General features: G+C 66.8%; 19 protein-coding genes. 6 read left to right on the forward strand and 13 right to left on the reverse strand.

What is annotated here, in order from left to right; translation table 11 throughout:
* Positions 1-149: 149 nt before the first annotated feature.
* The 6 genes from fabG to Cte04_RS04470 all read right to left on the reverse strand — a co-directional run bounded on the left by fabG (position 150) and on the right by Cte04_RS04470 (position 5087).
* Positions 150-893: a 3-oxoacyl-ACP reductase FabG gene (gene fabG / locus Cte04_RS04445; protein WP_066472691.1), complete on the reverse strand. Its 744-nt coding sequence runs from the start codon at positions 891-893 to the stop codon at positions 150-152.
* Complete coding sequence (gene fabD, locus Cte04_RS04450) at positions 890-1834, reverse strand: ACP S-malonyltransferase (RefSeq protein WP_066472695.1); 945 nt, start codon at positions 1832-1834, stop codon at positions 890-892. Before fabD ends, fabG begins: the two co-directional genes overlap by 4 nt.
* A gap of 51 nt (positions 1835-1885) precedes the next feature.
* The gene (locus tag Cte04_RS04455; protein ID WP_066472707.1) at positions 1886-2866 is read right to left on the reverse strand and encodes a beta-ketoacyl-ACP synthase III; all 981 of its coding nucleotides are present in this window, start codon (positions 2864-2866) and stop codon (positions 1886-1888) included.
* Positions 2867-2875: 9 nt separating this feature from the next.
* Entirely contained in the window at positions 2876-3916 is a 1041-nt protein-coding gene (plsX, locus tag Cte04_RS04460) for a phosphate acyltransferase PlsX (RefSeq protein WP_066472715.1), read from the reverse strand.
* A 188-nt stretch (positions 3917-4104) separates the two neighbouring features.
* The gene (rpmF, locus tag Cte04_RS04465; protein ID WP_012207072.1) at positions 4105-4287 is read right to left on the reverse strand and encodes a 50S ribosomal protein L32; all 183 of its coding nucleotides are present in this window, start codon (positions 4285-4287) and stop codon (positions 4105-4107) included.
* 245 nt (positions 4288-4532) lie between these two features.
* Complete coding sequence (locus tag Cte04_RS04470) at positions 4533-5087, reverse strand: YceD family protein (protein WP_066472718.1); 555 nt, start codon at positions 5085-5087, stop codon at positions 4533-4535.
* A gap of 25 nt (positions 5088-5112) precedes the next feature.
* Between Cte04_RS04470 and Cte04_RS04475 the strand changes: the two genes are divergently transcribed.
* Positions 5113-5721, forward strand: a complete 609-nt coding sequence (locus Cte04_RS04475; protein WP_066472720.1) for a Maf family nucleotide pyrophosphatase — start codon at positions 5113-5115, stop codon at positions 5719-5721.
* Entirely contained in the window at positions 5718-6509 is a 792-nt protein-coding gene (locus Cte04_RS04480) for an SAM-dependent methyltransferase (RefSeq protein WP_066472722.1), read from the forward strand. The genes Cte04_RS04475 and Cte04_RS04480 overlap by 4 nt, the downstream gene beginning before the upstream one ends.
* Positions 6510-6609: 100 nt before the next feature.
* Here Cte04_RS04480 and Cte04_RS04485 read toward each other — a convergent pair whose 3' ends face one another.
* Genes Cte04_RS04485 through Cte04_RS04500 form a run of 4 tightly spaced genes read right to left on the reverse strand, consistent with a single transcriptional unit; the run spans position 6610 to position 9746 of the window.
* Positions 6610-7653, reverse strand: coding sequence for a S49 family peptidase (locus tag Cte04_RS04485; RefSeq protein ID WP_066472724.1), 1044 nt, complete (start codon positions 7651-7653; stop codon positions 6610-6612).
* Between the two features lies 1 nt (position 7654).
* On the reverse strand, positions 7655-8032 hold the full coding sequence (locus Cte04_RS04490; protein ID WP_066472726.1) for a Rieske (2Fe-2S) protein: 378 nt from the start codon (positions 8030-8032) through the stop codon (positions 7655-7657).
* Between the two features lie 8 nt (positions 8033-8040).
* Positions 8041-8733, reverse strand: a complete 693-nt coding sequence (locus tag Cte04_RS04495) for an HAD family hydrolase (protein ID WP_245633289.1) — start codon at positions 8731-8733, stop codon at positions 8041-8043.
* A gap of 8 nt (positions 8734-8741) precedes the next feature.
* Complete coding sequence (locus Cte04_RS04500; protein ID WP_169798038.1) at positions 8742-9746, reverse strand: RluA family pseudouridine synthase; 1005 nt, start codon at positions 9744-9746, stop codon at positions 8742-8744.
* A 604-nt stretch (positions 9747-10350) separates the two neighbouring features.
* On the opposite strand from Cte04_RS04500, the gene Cte04_RS04505 reads away from it, so the two are divergent.
* From Cte04_RS04505 to queF, 4 genes are all read left to right on the forward strand, one after another.
* A complete protein-coding gene (locus Cte04_RS04505) occupies positions 10351-13341 on the forward strand; it encodes an Rne/Rng family ribonuclease (RefSeq protein ID WP_066472730.1) in 2991 nt (996 codons plus the stop codon).
* Between the two features lie 160 nt (positions 13342-13501).
* Entirely contained in the window at positions 13502-14287 is a 786-nt protein-coding gene (gene yaaA / locus Cte04_RS04510) for a peroxide stress protein YaaA (protein ID WP_066472732.1), read from the forward strand.
* Positions 14288-14360: 73 nt separating this feature from the next.
* Positions 14361-15257, forward strand: coding sequence for a 2OG-Fe(II) oxygenase (locus Cte04_RS04515; RefSeq protein WP_066472737.1), 897 nt, complete (start codon positions 14361-14363; stop codon positions 15255-15257).
* 75 nt (positions 15258-15332) lie between these two features.
* Complete coding sequence (gene queF, locus Cte04_RS04520) at positions 15333-16178, forward strand: NADPH-dependent 7-cyano-7-deazaguanine reductase QueF (RefSeq protein ID WP_066472741.1); 846 nt, start codon at positions 15333-15335, stop codon at positions 16176-16178.
* 21 nt (positions 16179-16199) lie between these two features.
* On the opposite strand, the gene Cte04_RS04525 is transcribed toward queF, so the two are convergent.
* From Cte04_RS04525 to Cte04_RS04535, 3 genes are all read right to left on the reverse strand, one after another.
* On the reverse strand, positions 16200-17525 hold the full coding sequence (locus tag Cte04_RS04525; RefSeq protein WP_157081836.1) for a hypothetical protein: 1326 nt from the start codon (positions 17523-17525) through the stop codon (positions 16200-16202).
* Positions 17526-17856: 331 nt separating this feature from the next.
* Positions 17857-18951: a hypothetical protein gene (locus Cte04_RS04530; protein ID WP_066472748.1), complete on the reverse strand. Its 1095-nt coding sequence runs from the start codon at positions 18949-18951 to the stop codon at positions 17857-17859.
* Positions 18936-21329 (reverse strand): hypothetical protein, encoded by a 2394-nt coding sequence (locus tag Cte04_RS04535; RefSeq protein ID WP_066472751.1) that lies wholly within the window; start codon positions 21327-21329, stop codon positions 18936-18938. The genes Cte04_RS04530 and Cte04_RS04535 overlap by 16 nt, the downstream gene beginning before the upstream one ends.
* Positions 21330-21413: the final 84 nt, after the last annotated feature.

The raw sequence follows: 21413 nt of genomic DNA on the forward strand, positions 1-21413 counted from the left end.
TCTGGGGGTTGTGAATGAACCCGCGATTCTAGCCGTTTCGGGCAAATACCCGTGGCGGCTGGCCGTCGCGAGGAAACGGCCTGTGAACTTGCAAAATTGCAATGGATCTGGCAGTGGCGGCAAAATCGCCTCCCGGCTGCCCGATGGAATTACATGTACATGCCGCCGTTGACGTGCAGTTCCTGCCCCGTCACATAGCCTGCGCCCGCAGATGCCAGATAGGCGACCGCATGGGCGATGTCGCTGGGCTGACCCAGGTCGCCCATGGCGATCTGCGCCTTGAGCGCTGCCTTCTGCGCCTCGGGCAGGTCGGCCGTCATGTCGGTGGCGATGAAGCCGGGGGCCACGCAGTTGACAGTGATGCCGCGGCTGCCCAGTTCCTTGGCCAGCGCCCGGGTCATGCCAGCCACGCCGGCCTTGGCGGCCGCGTAGTTGGCCTGGCCGGCATTGCCCGAAGCACCGACCACGCTGGTGATGCTGATGATGCGGCCGAAGCGCTGCTTCATCATGGGGCGAATAGCCGCACGGCTGACTCGGAAAACCGCCTTCAGATTGGTATCGGTGACGGCATCCCAGTCGTCATCCTTCATGCGCATGGCCAGGGTGTCGCGGGTGATGCCGGCGTTGTTGACGAGCACGTGCAGGCCGCCGTCGTTCTTGACGATGGAGTCGACCAGCGCATCCACGGCAGCGCCGTCGGTCACGTTGAGCGTGACGCCGCGGCCACCGAAAGGCGCCAGTGCCTGGGAGATCTTTTCGGCGCCGGAATCGGTGGTGGCCGTGCCGATCACCTGATAGCCGCGCGAGGCCAGCTCCTGCGCGATGGCAGCGCCGATGCCGCGGGTGGCGCCGGTCACCAGGGCAACTTGAGGCTTGGTCTGGTTGTCAGTCATGCGAGCAATTCTTTCACGTCGGCCAGCGTGGCCGGGTCATACAGGGCGGCACCCGTCAGGTCCGCGTCAATGCGCTTGGTCATGCCGGCCAGCACCTTGCCGGGGCCGCACTCGACCAGATGGCTCACGCCACGGGCCTTGATGGCCTGCACGCATTCCACCCAGCGCACGGGGCCGAAGGCCTGGCGGTACAGCGCATCGCGGATGGCATCGGCATCCGTCTGGACAGCGACGTCGATGTTGTTGACGACCGGAATCTGGGGCGCGGCCAGCTGGAGCCCGGCCAGTGCAGCCTTGAGCTTCTCGGCCGCAGGCTTCATCAGGCTGGAGTGGAAAGGCGCGGACACGGGCAGCGGCAGTGCGCGCTTGGCACCGGCAGCCTTCACGGCTTCGCAGGCCTTTTCAACGGCCAGCTTGCTGCCGGCGATCACGGTCTGCGAGGGGTCGTTGAAATTCACAGCTTCCACGACTTCGGCGCCGCCGAGCTGGGCCGTCACCTCGGCGCAGACGGCCTTGACCTTTTCGGCCTCCAGACCCAGCACGGCAGCCATGCCGCCGGTGCCCACGGGCACGGCATCCTGCATGGCGGCAGCACGCAGGCGCACCAGGGGAGCAGCCTGGGCCAGCGTCAGCACGCCAGAAGCCACCAGGGCCGAATATTCGCCCAACGAGTGGCCGGCCACGGCCTCGGGCACGGCGCCGCCTTCCGAACGCCAAACGCGCCAGGCGGCCACGCCGGCCACCAGCATCACGGGCTGGGTATTGGTTGTCAGCGCCAGGGCTTCCTTGGGACCTTCCTTGATCAGCTGGCCGATGTTCTCGCCCAGGGCATCCGAAGCTTCGGCCAGGGTCTGGGCAACGACGGGATGGTCGCCCCAGCCGTCCAGCATGCCCACGGACTGCGAGCCCTGCCCGGGAAACACAAATGCGAACTTCTTCATATTTCTTGGTATTGAAAGTACTTGAACCGCTTGTCCATCAAGCGCCTGAAGCTACATCTTGAGGAGCACTGCACCCCAGGTGAAGCCACCTCCAACGCCTTCCAGCAACACGGTCTGGCCAGGCTTGACCTGGCCGGACCGCACGCCGTGGTCCAGCGCCAGCGGAATCGAGGCCGCCGAGGTGTTGCCGTGCTGATCCACGGTCACCACCACCTTGTCCATGGACAGCTTGAGCTTGCGCGCCGTGCTCTGCATGATGCGGATATTGGCCTGGTGGGGAATCAGCCAGTCGATGTCGGCATCGGTCAGCCCCGCCTTTTCCAGCGTGGCGCGCGCCGCCTTGTCCAGCACGCCCACGGCCAGCTTGAACACGGCCTGGCCATCCATCTTGAGCAGGGGATCGCCCAGCACATTGCCACCCGAGACATTGCCCGGAACGCACAGAATGCCCACATGGCTGCCGTCGGCATGCAGCTCCGTGGCCAGGATGCCCGGAGTTTCCGAGGCTTCCAGCACCACGGCGCCGGCGCCGTCGCCGAACAGCACGCAGGTCGTGCGGTCGTTGAAGTCGAGGATGCGGCTGAACACCTCGGACCCCACCACCAGCGCGCGTTTGGCCACGCCGGTCTGGATCATGGAATCCGCCACGGACAGCGCATAGACGAAGCCGCTGCACACGGCCTGCACGTCGAATGCCGGGCAGCCATTGGCAATGCCCAGCTTGTGCTGCAGGATGGCCGCTGTCGAGGGGAAGACCATGTCCGGCGTGGAGGTGGCCACGATGATCAGGTCGATGTCCTGCGCATTGATGCCGGCGGCCTCGATGGCCTTGCGGCTGGCCTGCAGCGCCAGATCGCTGCTGGCCACGTCGGGCTCGGCAAAGTGGCGCGCCCGGATGCCGGTGCGCTCGACAATCCACTCGTCCGAGGTTTCGATGCCGCGCTGGGCCAGCTCGGCAGCCAGGTCGTTGTTGGTGAGGCGGCGGGGAGGCAGGTAGCTGCCGGTGCCGATGATGCGTGCGTAACGTCTCATGTCTTCTAATTAGGGCGCCGACGTCTCTTGTTCCGTCTGCGCAGCCAGCAGCAAAGGTGCGGCGACGGCAATACGGCTGCGGACACGGTCAAGCAGGTTGTTGCGTGCCGCATCATACGCGCGGTTGAGCGCATGCTCGAAAGCGATGGCATCCGCCGATCCATGGCTTTTGAACACCAGGCCGCGCAGGCCCAGCAAGGCCGCGCCGTTGTAGCGGCGGTGGTCCACGCGCTTCATCAGCGCAGTTAGGACCGGATAGGAAATGATGGCTGCGATTTTCGTGAAGATGTTGCGCTTGAATTCCTGCTTCAGGATGCCAGAGATCATCGAGGCCACACCTTCGGTGGACTTCAGCGCCACGTTGCCGACAAAGCCGTCGCAGACCACGATATCCACCGTGCCCTTGAAGATGTCGTCGCCTTCCACGTTGCCGTAGAAATTCAGCGCCTTGGCTTCTCCGGCCGTGCGCAGCAGCTCGCCAGCACGCTTGATGACTTCGCTGCCCTTGATCAGCTCCTCGCCGATATTGAGCAGACCCACGCTGGGCGCCTCGTCGTTCTTGAGCGCAGCGACCAGGGCCGACCCCATGACCGCGAACTGCAGCAGGTGTTCTGCCGTGCAATCCACATTGGCCCCCAGATCCAGCATGGTGGTGTCGCCGCCCTTGGCATTGGGCAGGCCGAACGCGATCGCGGGGCGGTCGATGCCGTCCAGCGTCTTGAGCAGGTAGCGCGAGATCGCCATCAGCGCACCCGTGTTGCCGGCCGACACCGCCGCACTGGCAGCGCCGTCCTTGACCTGGGCAATGGCCACGCGCATGGAGGAATCCTTTTTCTTGCGCAGCGCAACTTCCACCGGGTCGTCCATGCCGACGACTTCGCTCGCGGCAACAATGCTGGCGCGCTCGTGCCTGAAGGCACCCAGTTCGTCCGGCTTGCCTACCAGCAGCAGGTGGGCATCGGAATGGGAATCCAGAAACTGACGGCACGCAGCCAGCGTGACGCGGGGGCCATGGTCGCCCCCCATGCAGTCAACAGCCAAAGTGATCATGGGCGACTGACAGATCCATTAAGTCCAATAGGGCTTGGGGTGAAAGACAGGCAGGCCGCAAGGCCGCCAGGATACTCACAAGACGCCTGCCCCGCCTGCGGCGGCCAAAAATCTTGTGGGTATCCCTTAAACACGAAAGCCCGCGCTACAAATTTTGTAGCCGCGGGCCTTGCGAGATCTGTCGTCGCTTAGGCTTCGGACTTGTTCTTCAGCACCTGGCGGCCACGGTACACGCCGTTGGGGCTGATGTGGTGGCGCAGGTGGGTTTCGCCGGTGGTGGGCTCCACAGCGATGCCGGGCACATTCAGTGCATTGTGCGAACGGTGCATGCCGCGCTTGGAGGGAGACTTCTTGTTTTGCTGAACAGCCATGATGGCTCCTGTGTATCTTGAAAGGGTTGGTAACACGACCCACGCAAAACAGGTCAGGCAGATGCTTGCCCTGAGGACACCACCACTGGCGCATCCTTGTTTACGTAAATCCTAAAAAAACGCGATCAGCCCATTAAAGACACGAGGGGATTCGCGCGAAGCTCACGATTATAGCGCAAACGCTTTTCGCGGCTTTCGGCAATCCGATTTCCCCCACTTATCTCCTTGGGACCTGCCCGCAGCCATCAGTCGGCAGACTTGCCCACATCCAGGGAGCGCAGCACGGCAAACGGATTTTCCTTCTGCTCGTTGGCCTGCTCGAAATCGGCATCGCTGGACTCCAGCTTGACGGGCACGGGGCAGACGTCATGGCGCGGCACCACGGGCACCTCCATCAGCAGCTCATCCTCGATCAGCTCCAGCAGATCGAATTCGCGGCTCATGGCCAGCACGTCCTCCTCGCTGTCGTCGTCTTCCTGCTCCGCCAGGGCCTCGTTGGCCACGAAGCGAAAGGACCGGTCCACCAGCAGCGGGATCGATGCCGCCGTCAGGCAGCGCTGGCAGACCATGGGCAGATCCACCTCGGCCGTCACATGCAGCCATACCTGGCCGGCGCCGCCGGTTTCGGGGACGAACTCGCCCTCGGCCTGCCAGCGCACTTCGGGCTGCGCGCCACCGTGCGGCTGTGCATCTTCGGCCAGCCGCTTGAACGCCGACAATGGCGCCTGACCTTGCAAATGGCCTTCGGCTTGCGCAAATGCGCGCACATCCAGCCGGGTCGCAGAAAAATCCTTGCTCATGCAGCCAGTGTAAGAGAATCCCGATATGCCTGATTCCTTCATTGCCGAGCGCCTGCCGCGCGCTCTGATCCTGGGCTCCACTTCGCGCTACCGCCGGGAACTGCTGAGCCGCCTTCAATTGCCGTTCGAAACGGTATCGCCCGAGGTCGACGAAACGCCGCTGCCCGGCGAGACGCCGTACGACCTGTCCCTGCGGCTGGCCCGCGCCAAGGCCCAGGCCGTCGCGAAGCTCCACCCCGGAGCCCTGGTGATAGGTTCCGACCAGGTTCCGGAAATCGACGGCCAGCCGCTGTCCAAGCCCGGCACCCATGAGCGCGCCACCGAGCAGCTGCGCCTGATGAGCGGCCGCCAGATGAATTTCCACACCGGCGTCTGCGTGGCGTGCGCCGAGACCGGTTTTCTGCAGGCCGACGTGGTGACCGTGCAGGTGCGCTTGCGCACGCTGGACGATGCCGCCATCGAGCGCTATCTGCGCGCCGAGCAGCCCTACGACTGCGCGGGCTCCGCCAAGAGCGAAGGACTGGGCATTGCCCTGCTCGACGCCCTGACCAGCGACGACCCGACGGCCCTGGTCGGCCTGCCCCTGATCCGCACCTGCCAGATGCTGCGCACCGCCGGAGTGGTGCTGCCATGAGCGGTACCGCCACGACAGTGCCGGCAGGCACGCTCTACCTGGTCCCCGCACCGCTGGATTTCGGCTGCGACAGCCAGGCGCCGCTGACCGAGGTGCTGCCCGAAGGCACGCTGCGCACGGCTGCCGGCCTCACGCACTGGATCAGCGAGAACGCCAAGAGCGCGCGCGCCTACCTCAAGCGCATCGACACCCTGCATCCGCTGGCGGCGCCGCTGCAGGCGCAGAACATTGCCGAGCTGCCACGCGAAGCCCACAAGAAGGGCGACCATGGCAACAAGGGCGCAGCCGTCTTCGATCCCAAGCCGCTGCTGGCGCCGCTGCTGGCCGGGCATGACCTGGGCCTGATCAGCGAGGCCGGCATGCCCGCCGTGGCCGACCCGGGCAGCTCCGTCGTGCGCTGCGCCCACGACCTGGGCATCCGGGTGGTGCCGCTGATCGGCCCCGTGTCGCTGCTGCTGGCTCTGGCGGCCAGCGGCCTGAACGGCCAGAACTATGCTTTTGTGGGCTATCTGCCCCAGGACGCCGGCGAGCGCGCCAGCCGCATCAAGGAGCTGGAAGCCCTGGCCCTGCGCCAGGGCCAGACCCAGCAGTTCATTGAGACGCCCTATCGCAACGCCGCACTGTGGCAGGCCCTGCTACAGACCCTGCAGCCCAGCACCCGGCTGGCCATCGCTGGCGGCCTGACCCTGGCGACGGCGCGCATAGAAAGCCGTCTGGTACGCGAGTGGCGCCAGCGCAACGCTCCGCCCGACAACCGCATGCCGACGGTGTTCTGCATCGGCCGCTGAACATCCTCCAGCAAAAAAATCCCGTGGCATGGCACACGGGATTTTTTCATAGCATTCTTCGCTTGGCCTGCCTGGCCTGGAGGCACTTTCTGCAGGGAATCTAGCGAATCTGCGGCATCAGATTGCGCATGGCCTGGACCGAACCTTCGCCCACGGCGGCACCAAAGCGCTTGGCCAGGCGCTCGGCCACGTTGTCGCGGCGCGTGTAGTCCACCACTTCCTCGGCCTTGACCACTTCGCGGGCGACATAGTCCACGCTGCCCAGCTTGTCCGCCAGCCCCAGCGCGATGGCCTGCTGGCCGGTCCAGAAAAGGCCGCTGAAAAGCTCGGGCGTCTCATGCAAACGGTCGCCGCGGCCTTTCTTGACCACGCCGATGAATTGCTCATGGATCTGGTCGAGCATCTGCTGCGCATATTCATGCTGCTTTGCAGACATGGGACTGAAAGGATCCAGGAAGCCCTTGTTCTCGCCGGCAGTCAGCAGGCGGCGTTCCACGCCTACCTTGTCCATCACGCCCGTGAAGCCGAAGCCGTCCATGAGCACGCCGATGCTGCCCACGATGCTGGCCTTGTCCACGAAGATCTCGTCGGCCGCCGATGCGATGTAGTAGGCGGCCGAAGCGCAGCTTTCCTCCACCACGGCATAAAGCGGCTTGTTGTACTTGGCCTTGAGGCGCACCATCTCGTCGTTGATGATGCCGGCCTGCACGGGACTGCCGCCAGGGGAGTTGATCAGCAGCACCACGGCGCGCGAACCCGAGTCCTCGAAGGCGCTGCGCATGGCCGCCACGATGAGCTCGGCGCTGGCATTGGAGCCCGAGGCGATCTCGCCCTTGATCTCCACCACCGCCGTGTGGGCGGAAGTGCTGGTGGTCGTGGTCGCATCCTTGAAAAAGATCAGCCACAGCGCCAGCAGGACCACGACGGACCACAGCAGGCGCCCCCAGAAGCGCCAGCGGCGCGCGGCGCGCTGCTCCTTGATGGTTGCGAACACCAGCTTTTCCAGCACCTCGCGCTCCCAGCCGGGATTGGCTGCCGAAGCAGCTGCAGGCGCGGGCGCCGCCGAGGCTTTGGACCACAGGTCCGCGCCCGGCGTCATCGAAGCGCCGGAGCCGTGGTCGTCCGGTGTGTTTGGAGCACTCATCTCAAAATTCCAAAGGTTTCAACTGGGGACCAGTATGCCAGCGCACCATGCCGCCGCTCTCGCTGAGCGCGATTTTCACCAGGCCACCGCGACAGGGGCCGCCCACGCAGGCGCCCGAGTCCGGCGCATAGGCTGCCCCATGGGTGGAGCACAGCAGCCAGTTTCCGCTGTCGTCGAAGAACTGCCCTTCCTGGTAGTCCATTTCCATGGGCACATGCGTGCAGCGGTTCAGGTAGGCGTGGGGCCGGCCTTCGAAGCGGATGGCAAAGGCCCGCGCCGCCTGCCCCGCATAGACCACATCGAAGCCATGGGCGCGCCCGCCCTCCACCAGCGCGCTGCTGGGGCACAGCTCGACGGCTTCGCTGGTGAATTCAGGCATGACCAGACTCAGGCATTTTCCAGCAGCCAGCGGTGCAGCTCGGCCACCGATTCCGCAATGAACAGCGGTCCCAGCGCGCCGAACTGGTCCGGCGCATGCGCGCCATAGGACACGCCGACCGAAGCGCAGCCCGCGTTCACAGCCATCTGCAGATCGTGCGTGGTGTCGCCGATCATCAGCACGCGCTCGGGCTCGACGCCGAACTCGGCCATCAGCTCCTGCAGCATCAGCGGGCTGGGCTTGCCGGCCGTCTCGTCGGCCGTGCGCGAGCCGTCGAACATGCCGCGCAGCTGCTCGTCCTGGAATGCATGGTTGAGTCCCATGCGGCTCTTTCCGGTGGCCACCGCCAGCCAGTGGCCGCGCGTGCGCAGCTCCGTCAGCAAAGGCAGAATGCCCTTGAACAGGCAGATGTCGTTCTGGTGCTTGAAGAAGTGGTAGCGGTAGCGGTTGCCCAGCTCCGCATGCTTTTCCGGCGGCACGTCGGGGGCCGCATGCGCCAGCGCCGGCATCAGCGCCATGCCGATCACATACGAGGCCTGCTCGTCGCTGGGCACGGTGCCGCCGACATCGCGCACCGCCTCCTGGATGCTGCGCGTGATGATGGCCGTGGAATCGGCCACCGTTCCATCCCAGTCGAACGCGATCAAATCGAAGCGGCGCGGTCGCTGGGCGCTATCTTTTTCCATAAAAAACAAACTCATGCGGTCTTTCAGGCCACGAAATCGGCCAGCTCCGGCGGCAGCTCGGCCCGGAGCTCCAGGCGCTCGCCGCTGGCGGGATGCATGAACTGTAACCGCCACGCATGCAAAAACATGCGCTTGAGCCCCTGCTTTTGCACACGGCGGTTGAGATCGAAATCGCCGTATTTGTCGTCGCCCACGATGGGATGGCCCTGCGAGGACAGGTGCACGCGGATCTGGTGCGTGCGCCCGGTCTTGATCGTGACCTCCAGCAGGCTCATGGCCGGCAGGCCCTGCAGCGGGCGCGGTTCGATCAGCTTGCGCACCTTGACCAGCGTGATCGAGCGCATGCCCTCGGGGTCGTCGGCCGTGGTCACGCGCACGCGGCGCTCGCCGTCGGCCTGAAGATACTTGTGCAGCGGCAGGTCGATCACCTTCTTGTTGGCCGGCCAGGTGCCCTGGACCAGGGCCAGATAGGTCTTGCCGGTCTCGCGCTCGCGGAACTGGTCCTGCAGGTGGACCAGGGCCGAGCGCTTCTTGGCCACCAGCAGAATGCCCGAGGTCTCGCGGTCCAGCCGGTGCACGAGCTCGAGAAAGCGCGCCTCGGGACGGGCCTGGCGCAGCTGTTCGATCACGCCGAAGTTCACGCCCGAGCCGCCATGCACGGCCACGCCCGCAGGCTTGTCGATGGCGATCATGGACTCGTCGTCGAGCAATGCGGGAAAGTCCTTGGCCGGCGCAGGGCGTTGCGCCTTCTCGGCCACTTTTTCGGAAATCCGCACGGGCGGCACGCGCACCATGTCGCCGGCCTGCACGCGCGTTTCCGCACTGGCGCGGCCCTTGTTGACGCGTACTTCGCCACTGCGGATGATGCGGTAGACATGGGTCTTGGGCACGCCCTTTAGATGGCGCAGAAGAAAGTTGTCCAGACGCTGTCCCGCGGAATCGGCATCGACTTCGATCAGCCGCACGGAAGCTGCGGCTGCATGCTGGGACCGGCTCGTTGCCGGTTTGCCCTCTATAATGTGTTTCACCTGTGCCGAGATAGTTGTAAGTGGTTGATTCGCATGGAGTTTAGTCCAATCAGCCATTTCCCGCCGCACAGGCAGGTCGATGCCCGCCGGTTTTGCACACACAAATTGCAGTAAAGATGGACTGCAAAAGTCGGTGAAATGCTGGCAAAGGCTGACAAATCGAAACACTGATACGGAATCTCATCACCGGCAGTTGCAGCAGGCCTGGCGCCACCGACTGCCGGTAGTCAAAGCGAGCATGTGGATCTTCTGGACATGGATGATTGAACTGTGGAGCAGCGCGATGCTTGCTCCCGGAGTTCGTCGTGTCCAAAAGCGACCACCCACCTCCTTCGCACGTGCAAAAGCTCCGGGGGTGACGCCCTGGATCACGCGTTTGTCTGCACGTCCCCCCTCGCTCGTTCCCCGGCCTGTGCCCCTGCGACTGACTTGAGACAAGCCAGTCGCACTGCAGCACCCCGCAGATTCCCTTCCGTTTCGACGCGTCCGTCTGGCATCTCGGCTCCCATGAGAGCCTGTCTTTGATTACCAGTCAAAGGCACGTCGGTCGACGGCATGAGCCCGCAGACCGGCGTGCCCCCAAAACGATTAGAGGAAATGCATCATGAAACGGATGCTGATTAACGCCACACAGTCCGAAGAACGCCGCCTGGCGATTGTGGACGGCCAGAAGCTGCTGGACTACGAGATCGAGATCGAGGGCCGCGAGCAGCGCAAGGGCAATATCTACAAGGCGGTCGTGACCCGCGTGGAGCCCTCCCTGGAAGCCTGCTTCGTGGACTACGGCGAGGACCGCCACGGCTTCCTGCCCTTCAAGGAAATCTCCAAGCAGTACTTTGCCGAAGGCGTCTCCCCCAGCCAGGCCCGCATCAACGACGTGATCCGCGAAGGCCAGGAGCTGATCGTCCAGGTCGAGAAGGAAGAGCGCGGCAACAAGGGCGCAGCTCTGACCACCTTCATCTCGCTGGCCGGCCGCTACGTGGTGCTGATGCCCAACAATCCGCGCGGCGGCGGTGTCTCGCGCCGCATCGAGGGCGAGGACCGGGCCGAGCTCAAGGAGGCCATGGACCAGCTCGAATACCCCAAGGGCATGTCCATCATTGCGCGCACCGCCGGCATCGGCCGCACCGCGCCCGAGCTGCAGTGGGACCTGAACTACCTGCTCAAGCTGTGGAACGCCATCGACGGCGCCGCCAAGGGCGCCAAGGGCGCCTTCCTGATCTACCAGGAATCGAGCCTGGTGATCCGCGCCATCCGCGACTACTTCAACAGCGACATCGGCGACATCCTGATCGACACCGACGACATCTACGAGCAGGCGCAGCAATTCATGGCGCACGTCATGCCCGAGCACGCCGCCCGCGTCAAGCGCTACCGCGACGACGCGCCGCTGTTCAGCCGCTTCCAGATCGAGCACCAGATCGAGTCGGCCTACTCGCGCACCGTGACTCTGCCTTCGGGCGGCGCCATCGTGATCGACCATACCGAGGCCCTGGTGTCGGTGGACGTGAACTCGGCCCGCGCCATCAAGGGCGGCGACATCGAGGAAACTGCGACCCGCACCAACCTGGAAGCCGCCGACGAAGTGGCACGCCAGATGCGCCTGCGCGACCTGGGCGGCCTGATCGTGATCGACTTCATCGACATGGAGGAGAGCAAGAACCGCCGCGAAGTGGAAAACCGCTTGCGCGACGCGCTGCGCCAGGACCGCGCCCGCGTGCAGTTCGGCACCATCAGCAAGTTCGGCCTGATGGAGATGAGCCGACAGCGCCTCAAGCCCGCCCTCTCCGAAGGCGCGCACATCAACTGCCCGCGCTGCGGCGGCTCCGGCCACATCCGCGACACGGAAAGCTCGGCGCTGCAGATCCTGCGCATCATCCAGGAAGAGTCCATGAAGGACAACACGGCCGCCGTGCACTGCCAGGTGCCCGTGGAGGTGGCGTCCTTCCTGCTCAACGAAAAGCGCAGCGAAATCACCAAGATCGAGCTCAAGCAGCGCGTCAACGTGATCATGGTGCCCAACAAGTCCATGGACACGCCGCACTACAAGCTCGAGCGCCTCAAGCATGACGATGCGCGCCTGGAATCCATGGAAGCCAGCTACAAGCTGGCCGAGGAAGCCGAGGACGTGACCACCGTCACGCGCCGCTCGCAGGAACCCACCAACAAGCAGACGCCGGTGATCAAGGGCGTGCTGCCCGATGCTCCCGCGCCGGTGGCCGAGCCCCGTCCGCCGCGCCAGCCGCGACCCCAGGCCGGTGCGGCTGCGACCGCTCCTGCGGCCGCGCGCCCCGTGGTGCGCGAGCAGGGCTTCTTCGCCTGGCTCAAGAACCTGTTCGGCTTCGGCACGCCGGCACCCGTGGCCGCCCCGCAGCCCGTGGCGGAAACCCCGGCCCGTGAAAGCCGCGAAGGCCGCCGCGGCGACCGCAACGAACGCTCCGATGGCCGCCGCCGCAACGGTGAACGCACTGGCGAGCGTGCGGAACGCGGCGAGCGCAGCAATGAACGCGGCGGCGAGCGCCAGGACCGCAACCGCCGCAACGGCGCCGGCCGCGACGCCGAGGTGCAACGTGGCGAACGCCCTGAACGCAGCGAGCGCAGCAATGAACGCAGCAGCGAGCGCAACGAGCGTGGCAACAACCGCCGTGGCAGTGAGCGTCGCGAGCGCGAGGACCGACGCGAACAGGTAGCCGAATCCGCGCTGAACACCGGCGAGGAGCTCAACCAGCAGGCCGGCGAAGGCCGCGGCGAACGCAGCCGCCAGGAACGCGGTGAAAACCGCCGTGAGCGCCAGCAGGACCGTCAGGAACGCCAACCGCGCTCCGCGGAGCAGCAGCCCACCCAGCAGCCGGCCGATGAAGCGGCCGTGAATGCGGGCAATGCACAGCCCGGCGACATTGCAGGCGAAGGCGAGCAGACCCGCGAGCCGCGCCAGCGCCGCTCGCGCGACCGCTACGGCCGCGACCGCCGCGACCGTGCCGAGCGCGGCGACCGCATCCCTCGCGACGCAGAGGCGCAGGCCGGCCTTGCGCCCGAGCAGGGCGAGCCGATCCCGCAGCCTGTAGCCGCCGTGGACGATACCGCCCAGGAGCAGCCGGCACGCCGCAGCTATTTCGACACGGCTTCGGCCCAGCCCATTGCCGTACCTGCGCAAGACGCCATCGAAGTGCAAGCACCCGCACTGGCCCCGGCCGCTACGGAGCAAGCTGCTGCTGCGGCGGCGGTGCCTGCCCAGGCTGCCGAGCCTGTCGTGGCGGCCGAACAGGCGCCCGCCCCGGCCGTGGAAGCCGTGGCCGAGCCGGCACCGACGCAGCCCGCTGCGCCTGCGGTCTACGCGCTGCCGATGGCCGAGCTGCAATCGCTGGCATCGGCCTCGGGCCTGCAGTGGATCAACTCCGATCCGGAAAAGGTCGCGGCCGTGCAAGCCGCCATCGCTGCCGAACCCAGGCCCGTGCACATTCCGCGCGAGCGTCCCCCGGCCATCGTGCTGGACGAAGGCCCGCTGATCCTGGTCGAGACCCGCAAGGACCTGAGCCATATGCCGCTGCCATTCGAGCAGGCGGCCGTCGCCAGCTCCATCGGCGCAGCCCGCTGATTGCATGGACCGGTCGGGCGAAGCCTGCAAGGCATCGCTCGGCATGGACATGGCATAAAACGCCGCTGCCGCACCGGGGCCAATGGCCTTGTCCGACCCCGGGCAAGGCCATTGGCCCCGTTTCTTTTCCCCCGAAACATCAACGTCCACAGCCCCCGCCATGCTGTTCCTGATCTCCCCCGCCAAGTCCCTGGACTATGAAACGCCGCTGCCCAAGGACCTGCCGCATACCCTGCCCGTCTTCAAGCAGCAGCCGCTGGAGCTGATCGAGGTTCTGCGCGGCAAGTCGCCGCAGGAGCTGTCCGAGCTCATGGGCATCAGCGACAAGCTGGCCGTGCTCAACGTGGCGCGTTACGAAGCCTTCAGCGCCCGCTTCACCGCCGGCAACGCGCGCCAGGCCGTGCTGGCCTTCAACGGCGACGTGTACGAAGGGCTGGATGCGCATTCGCTCAAGCCCCGCGAGCTGGACTGGGCCCAGGAGCATGTGGTGATCCTCAGCGGCCTGTACGGCGTGCTGCGCCCGCTGGACTGGCTGCAGCCCTACCGCCTGGAAATGGGCACCCGCCTGGCCACGGACAAGGGCAGCAATCTCTACCAGTTCTGGGGCTCGCAGATCGCCGACTACCTCAACGAACGCAGCGCGGCCCAGCCCGAGGCCGAGCGCGTGGTCGTCAACCTCGCCTCGCAGGAATACTTCAAGTCCGTGGACCTCAAGACGCTCAAGGCGCCCGTGGTCGAGTGCGTGTTCGAGGATTTCAAGGGCGGCCAGTACAAGATCATCAGCTTCTACGCCAAGCGTGCGCGCGGGCTGATGGTGCGCTGGGCCGTGCAGCACAAGGCCAGGCGCGTGGCCGATCTGCGCAAGTTCGATCTGGACGGCTATGCCTATGCCGCCACGGCATCCACGCCCGAGCGCCTGGTGTTCCGCCGCAAGGTGGCGGGCTGATGCCCGAGAGGGTTCTGCCCGCAGAACACCCCCAGGTTTGAGTTTCCACGGCACGCGCACTAGCATCAAGGCCATGAGCTCCACCACCAATGCCGCTTCCTCCGTTCCCGCCGGACTGACGCCCGAGCTGATGCAATGGGTGCAAAGCCAGAGCGCTGCGGGCGTGCCGCTGCCGGCCCTGCTGCAGTCCATGCGCGACGTGGGCTGGCGCGAGAACCTGGCGCGCCGTGCGCTGGGCCTGCCCGAGGAAGGCGAGCTGCCGCCGCCGTTCACGGCCGCGGCCCGGCCGCACGGCGCCACGGCCTCCCAGGCAGGCAGCGTGCCCGAGCCCGGCCTGCAAGGCGATCCCTGCTGCATACAGGTGGACGGCCACGAGGTCCATGTGCTCATGAGCCTGCACAACCCGCGCATCGTGGTCTTCGGCAATCTGCTCACGGCACAGGAGTGCGAGGCCATCATCGAGGCCGCGCGTCCGCGCATGCAGCGCTCGCTGACGGTGGACAACTTGAGCGGCGGCGAAGCCGTCAACGACGACCGCACCAGCAACGGCATGTTCTTCCAGCGCGGCGAAAACGAGGTGGTGCGCCGGCTGGAGGAGCGCATCGCCCGATTGCTGAACTGGCCCGTGGAAAACGGCGAAGGCCTGCAGGTGCTGCACTACCGGCCCGGCGCCGAATACAAGCCCCACCATGATTACTTCGCGCCCAACGAGCCGGGCACGCCCAGCATTCTCAAGCGCGGCGGCCAGCGCGTGGGCACCCTGGTCATGTACCTGAACGAGCCTGCGCGCGGCGGCGGCACCACCTTCCCCGAAGTGCCGCTGCAGGTCATGCCGCGCCGCGGCAATGCCGTGTTCTTCAGCTACGACCGGCCCGATCCCGCCACGCGCACCCTGCACGGCGGCGCCCCCGTGCTCGAAGGCGAGAAATGGATTGCCACCAAGTGGCTGCGCGAGCGCGAATTCAGATAAAAAGCCAGTCCAACCCAATACAGTCCTGCGCTGGCAGCTACTTTTTTTGCCAGCCTTTTGTTGCCCCCGAATACCATGAACACTCCTGAGCAATCCCAGCTGGGCAAGGCCTCGGCCTATGTCGACCAGTACGACGCCACCCTGCTCTTCCCGCTGCCGCGCCTGGCCAAGCGCGAGGAAATCGGCGCCGGCGCCCGGCCGCCCTTCTTCGGCGCCGACCTCTGGACGGCCTTCGAGCTGTCCTGGCTCAACCTGCGCGGCAAGCCCCAGGTGGCGCTGGTGCACTTCACCATTCCCTGCGAGACGCCCAATCTCATCGAGAGCAAGTCCTTCAAGCTCTACCTGAACAGCTTCAACAACAGCCGCTTTGCCGATGCCGGCGAGGTGCAGGCGCGGCTGCGCACCGACCTGTCCGAAGCCGTGTGGCGCGGCAGCGAGCAAAAAGGCAGCGTGGGCGTGCAGCTGCTGGGGGTGGACCGCTTCGATCAGCAGCAGGTCCAGGAGCTCGACGGCCTGCTGCTGGACCGCCTGGACGTCGAATGCACGCAATACACGCCTGCGCCCCAGCTGCTGCGGGCCGCCCAGGAGGAAACGCCGGTCACCGAGACCCTGGTCAGCCACCTCCTCAAGAGCAACTGCCTGGTCACGGGCCAGCCCGACTGGGGCAGCGTCCAGATCCGCTACAGCGGCGCGCCCATCGACCAGGAAGGCCTGTTGCAGTACCTGGTGAGCTTTCGCAACCACAACGAATTCCATGAGCAATGCGTGGAACGCATCTTCATGGACATCTGGACGCGCTGCCAGCCGATCAAGCTGGCCGTCTATGCGCGCTACACCCGCCGCGGCGGGCTGGACATCAACCCCTACCGCACCAGCCATCCCGGCGCACTGCCGCCGAACGTGCGCACGGCACGCCAGTGATGGCCGCCGATGCCCATGTCCTTATGTCCCTGCATCGTCCGCTTTCAGGGACCATTGGGCGTCAATGGCCAGGCTGCCGCCGGCGCAGCTGATCTGGCGTGCACCCTCCAGGCGGCTTGGGTCTGCGCCATATGAAGGCAGGGCGGTGCCGTCCATCACCGCTTTCTCGGGACAGGCGTTGAACAGCCCCATCACGGAGAACCAGTAACGGCCTGAGAACGATGCGTAGGGGCCTTCGAGCACGGGGTCATGGACGGTCAGCACGCTTCCGTCGCCCTCCAGGTTCACCAGCCGGGTGGTGACATCGCCGCCCGGATGGTAGGTGGTCATGGTGAGGCTGCCGCGCGCCGCGTAATTGGTCGGCGGCACCTCCAGCGGAACAAAGCGCAGGTTGGCGGACTGGTAGGTGATCCTCGTGCCGTCCGCCGTTTCGGTGACGGTGCCGGAAATGCTGCCTGCATAGCCCGCGGTTTCATCCCCCTTGACCGTGATGTTCGAGACCACCAGCACCTTGCCCCCGGCGCCCTGTATCTCGGCCGAGACCGCTACCGGATTGGTCGGCGGCACCTGCGCCGGCGCCGTATAGGTGGCGCCGCCCTTGCTGCCGGCCACGGTGCCTGCGCTGCCGTTGCCGCCGGGGATGCCGTTGACGGACCAGTTGACGGCCTGACTGGGCGCGGGCGCATTTTCGGCCTCGCAGTCGAAGCCCAGCGGCTCGAGCAGGTCGTTGTCCAGCGCGGGCGCGAAGCAGTACGCCAGCTTCAGCGACACGCTGGCGCGGGTCTTGACGGTGGCGCTGGGAGGACGCAGCTGCAGGCCCTTGACCAGCGACCAGTCGCTGAAATGCGTGGCGCTGGCGGTCACGGTGCGGGCCTGCGCGTCCAGCGTGCCGCCCTGCCACCGCCAGGTGCCATCGGCCTGCTGGGTGGCCACGCCCAGCAGTTCGGCGCTGCTGCCTGCGACATCGCTCTCGTCGTAGGCAAAGCTCAGCTGCACCGGCCTGGCAAACGTGATGCCCTCCGGCAGCAGGTGGTAGCCAGACCCCACACGGCCGGGCGCGCCGTTGCTGACGGGCTGGATGCTGATCGTGGTGGGTGCGCTCAGCGCGCCTTCGGGCACCACGAGCTGGAGCCTGCCGTCGGCGCTGCTCAGCGTGCCGCCCGCGCTGCCCAGGCTGGCGCTGACCGGCGTGCCCTGTGCAGTGCCGGCAGGCGTCACCACGGGCGGTGGCCCTGGAGGCACAGGTGCCGGAGCCGGGGCAGGGGTGGAGTCGCCGCCGCCGCAGGCCGCCAGGGCCATCAGCACGGGGGCAATGCAAACCAGCTTGCGGATCAATGTGTATCGCATGGAAATGCTCCTTGGGAGTGCAGAAAAGGCAGGCCGGCAGGTGGGACGCCTGTGCCGCCAGGGATCGCGCCGACTTCGGGACACAGGCTGCGTGCCAGTGAGAGCAGGCGAAGAGGATTCGCCCACGGGATGAAGTGCGGACCGAGGCGGCAGCCCAGACCGGCCGGCGCGAGAAGGCCGGCGGCAGGAAGGGAAAGGGCTCCGACATGCATGGGAAGGTTTTCCAGGAATGGACATCCGCCTGCCAAAGCAGGACGGTGGCGGCATTTTTGGAAAACCGGATGGCGCGCGCCATCCCCCTAGGGATACCGTCTCAATGCCTGTTCATGCGTCAGCCGCGCAGGCTGCGCCCCAGCTCGTCCCAGTTGCCGACATTGGCGACTTCGAGGATGGCGCCCAGGTGCTTCTTGAGCGCCGCATTGCTCACCCCGGTCAGCGCCAGGCTGTCGGCCCGGGCGTGGCCCAGCCCGGCCAGCACGGCGATCTCGCGCTGCAGCGGCGTCAGCGGCAGCTCCACCACGCGGCGCACCACGTCGATCTGGCGCGGTCGCTGCAGCTGCAGCGTCAGCAACCAGTGGGCGGCATCTTGCGCCGTGGGCTGCGTGCCGGCGTGCAGCGGACTGATGTGCAGCGCCAGCAGCCCCCGGGGCACGGGCAGCAGCCGGCTCTGGCCGGGCAGCAGTCCCAGCAAGGCGAGCAGATTGGCCGGCAGCGCAGCGGCGCCGGCACCGTACAGGCCCAGGCCCGGCACATGGGCCGCCTGCAACAGCTGCAGCGCCGGTGCGTCGGCCGACAAGGGGCGCAGGCGGGCGCCATCCAGCAGCACATGGCCGGTGGCGCCATGGGCGCTGAGGTGAGAGGGAGCGGCCTGCGGCTGGAAGGCGCGCTGCAGGCTGGCACAGGCCCGGTCCAGCAGGGACGCCTCGGCAGCGCTGAAGCCATGGCAGAAGCCGGCGCTGTGCGCACGGAACAGGGCAGCGACCGCCCGGGTCACGGGTCCCCTGGGCCCCTGCACTTCCACCCGCAAATCCAGCGTGTAGTGGTGGCCGTTGGGCCGCATCAGCAGATTGTGGCTGTTCGATCGGTAATACGCGGCGCCCGGCGACAGCAGCCGCCCCACGCGCGGCCCCTCGGGACGGGCCAGGATATGGATGTTGGTCTCTCCCGGGCCTGTGAACAGGTGGAACTCGTTGAGAAAGAGGTTGCGCACACTGGCCGGAGAGTCCTCGTGGTGAAAGCCCTCGGGACGCCCCTGTTCGTCGAGCCAGAACAGCGCCGCCGCATCGGCGCCCACCAGCGCGCGCAGCACCGCGCATATTTCGGCGGCGACGGGGGCCTGGCCCAGGCCCAGCCGGCACAGCAAGTCCAGTTCCTGCCAGAGCAGTTGCCGCCGGGCAGCCGTCTGGAGGGTCAGATCCTTTCCCATGGCCAGTCATCCTGCACCAGCAGGGCTTCGGCATAGCTCAGGTCCTGCTTGCGCAGCCACAGGCCCTGCGGCCCCTGGCGCAGCTTCTCCACACCGGCCCGGTTCCACATCTGCGCCACGATGAGCTGGCGCTCCGGCGCCTGCGGCGCTTCGCCTTCCTGCGCAGGCCTTTCGGCCTCGCGCCAGTGCAGGCCCTGCGCATCCCAGCCCAGCAGCAGCGGCATCCAGGCCTGCAGGCCCAGGCTGCGCACTTCCTTTTCCACGGGATTGATCCAGTGCAGCTTCCATTCGCCCGGCCCGCTGTAGGAGCTGCTGAGCCACTCCAGCGTCACCCAGCCCTCGCCGGCCGGATGGGGGCAGGCGCTGGGGCCGGTGCCGCACAGCACGGTGCCGCTGCGCGTCACGCACACGCCGTCAAAGCGCGGAGTCTCCGGCTCCCAGTAATTGTTGACGCGCGCATGCACGCCGCCCCACCACCACAGTGCATCGCCGCGGGCCGGGTCGCGCCAGACATAGTCGCCATCGGCGCAGGGATGCTGGATCTGGCGTACTTCGCGCCAGCGCGGCAGCAGCCGCCAGCGCCCTTGCGCATCGGGCGCGATATGACGGATGGCATACAGCGGCGACCAGTCGGGCCGCGCCAGGTGGCTGGTGGATACCGAATGCACGGGCCAGCGCCAGGAAGCCGTGTTCGCATCCCGGTCCTTGTCGGCCAGGCAGCCTGTCAGGGCCACCAGCCCCACACGCACCGCGGCGCCCCCGTTGCGGCCGGGCACGGGAATCAGGCGCACCACGGGCCAGGGCAGGTCCACGTTCTGCAGGCGCTGGCCGTCCCAGATCTGCACCGCGCCGCTGCCGCCACGCTCGGGGGCCTTGCCATGCGGCATGAGCACGGCGCGGCGGCCCTGCACCACCACATGCTCGAGCGCCCAGTTGCCGGCCAGATGGCGCTCGCCCCACTGCAGGCTGTAGGCCGCGGTTTCGCCCTGCTCGTCCAGCGCGTTCTTGCGCAGCGTCCAGATCAGGCGCTGGCCGGCCACGGGCTCGCTGCAGGCGCGCCACTGCTCGGGCTGCCGGGGATCGCGCAGCCAGGTGAAGGTGGTGCGCGGTATGGCAGCCAGCCTGATCTGCCCGTCCCTGGCGTGGCCGGCGCAGCCTTCGGTGTCGCTGGCCACACAGCTCAGGCTCACGCCGTCGTGCAGGCGCTCGGTCTCGGGCGTATCCAGCTCCACGCGCTGCGCCACCACGGAGCCTTCCCAGCGCAGCACGGAAAGTGGCTTGGCCACCTCTTTTTCTTCTTCCTGACCTTGCTCGGGCAGGTACAGGCCCACACTCCAGCTCTTGCGGTCCGCCGGCAGGGTCTCGGGCCATTGCTGCCAGCCGCGCTCCACGCTCCAGACCGCCAGGCGCAGCAGGGGGCGCTCCTGCTCGTCGCCCGCCGGGCAGGCATACAGCGCAAAGGCCTGGCCGTCCTCGCGCCAGGCCAGATGGGCCTTCTCGTCCACCAGCCAGGGCTGGGCCTTGCCGTCGATCATCAGCTGCCAGTTCGGGCGTTCCAGAGGCTCGAGCGGATAGCGCAGATGGCGCAGCGTGGCCGGCCAGTGGCGCTCCAGCGTGAGCTTGGGAGCCGCCGGCGCAGGGGCTGCCGGCGGAGATGCGGCGGATGCGGGAGCCGCGGGCTTGCCCCCACCCTCGGCCCGAGCCGCCGGGGGCGGCGTCAGCGCCGGCGGGGAGGCCGCCACCTGCGGAGGAACCGTTTCAAGCGGCATCCACAAATCGCGCACGGCCACAAGGGGCTGGGCCGGGCTGGCCACATGCTCGCCCAGCCAGGCCTCGAAGCTGGCATCCGACATGACGACATGCTCGTCGTCGGCCAGTCCGCTTTCGTTGATGGTTTCTCCGCTCCAGCGCGGCAGCCGCCAGTGGATGCCCTCCAGCGCCTGGACCTGCGCGCGGCTCAGCAGCCAGCTGCGGCGGGACTTGCGGTCCACGAGGTGCGCGGTGTCGGATTCGTAGAAACCGGTGCGCAGCCAGCGTCCGTCGAACGAGGTATGCATGTCCGACTCCCACACCATGGGCAGGTAGACGCCGTCCGCGCACATGACATCGCCATAGACGGGGCCACCCATGCCGCGCTCGCCCTGCATGCGGAAATGCACGTCCCTGGATTCGGCCGGCGCCGGCTGCGCCTGTTCCGCAGCCGGCTCCCGGGCCGCAGGCCTGGGCGCCGCACCGGGCTTGCCGGGCACCTTGTCCGAAGGCTCCTGTCCGTCCGGCTGCGCCCTGGCGTTGCGCACATCCTGCATATGACTCAACAGCCAGCCAAGCGCACATAAAGCCAGCACCGCGATGGCTATCAAGATCAGCAAAATTTTCATGCCGCAATCGTAACCAAGAGCAAGCGCGATTCGGCGCGCGCCAGGGCATCCATGCAACAGATAACGGCCGGCGGGCCGGCTGCC

The organism is Comamonas terrae (genome assembly GCF_001544075.1).
Classification (GTDB): domain Bacteria; phylum Pseudomonadota; class Gammaproteobacteria; order Burkholderiales; family Burkholderiaceae_C; genus Comamonas; species Comamonas terrae.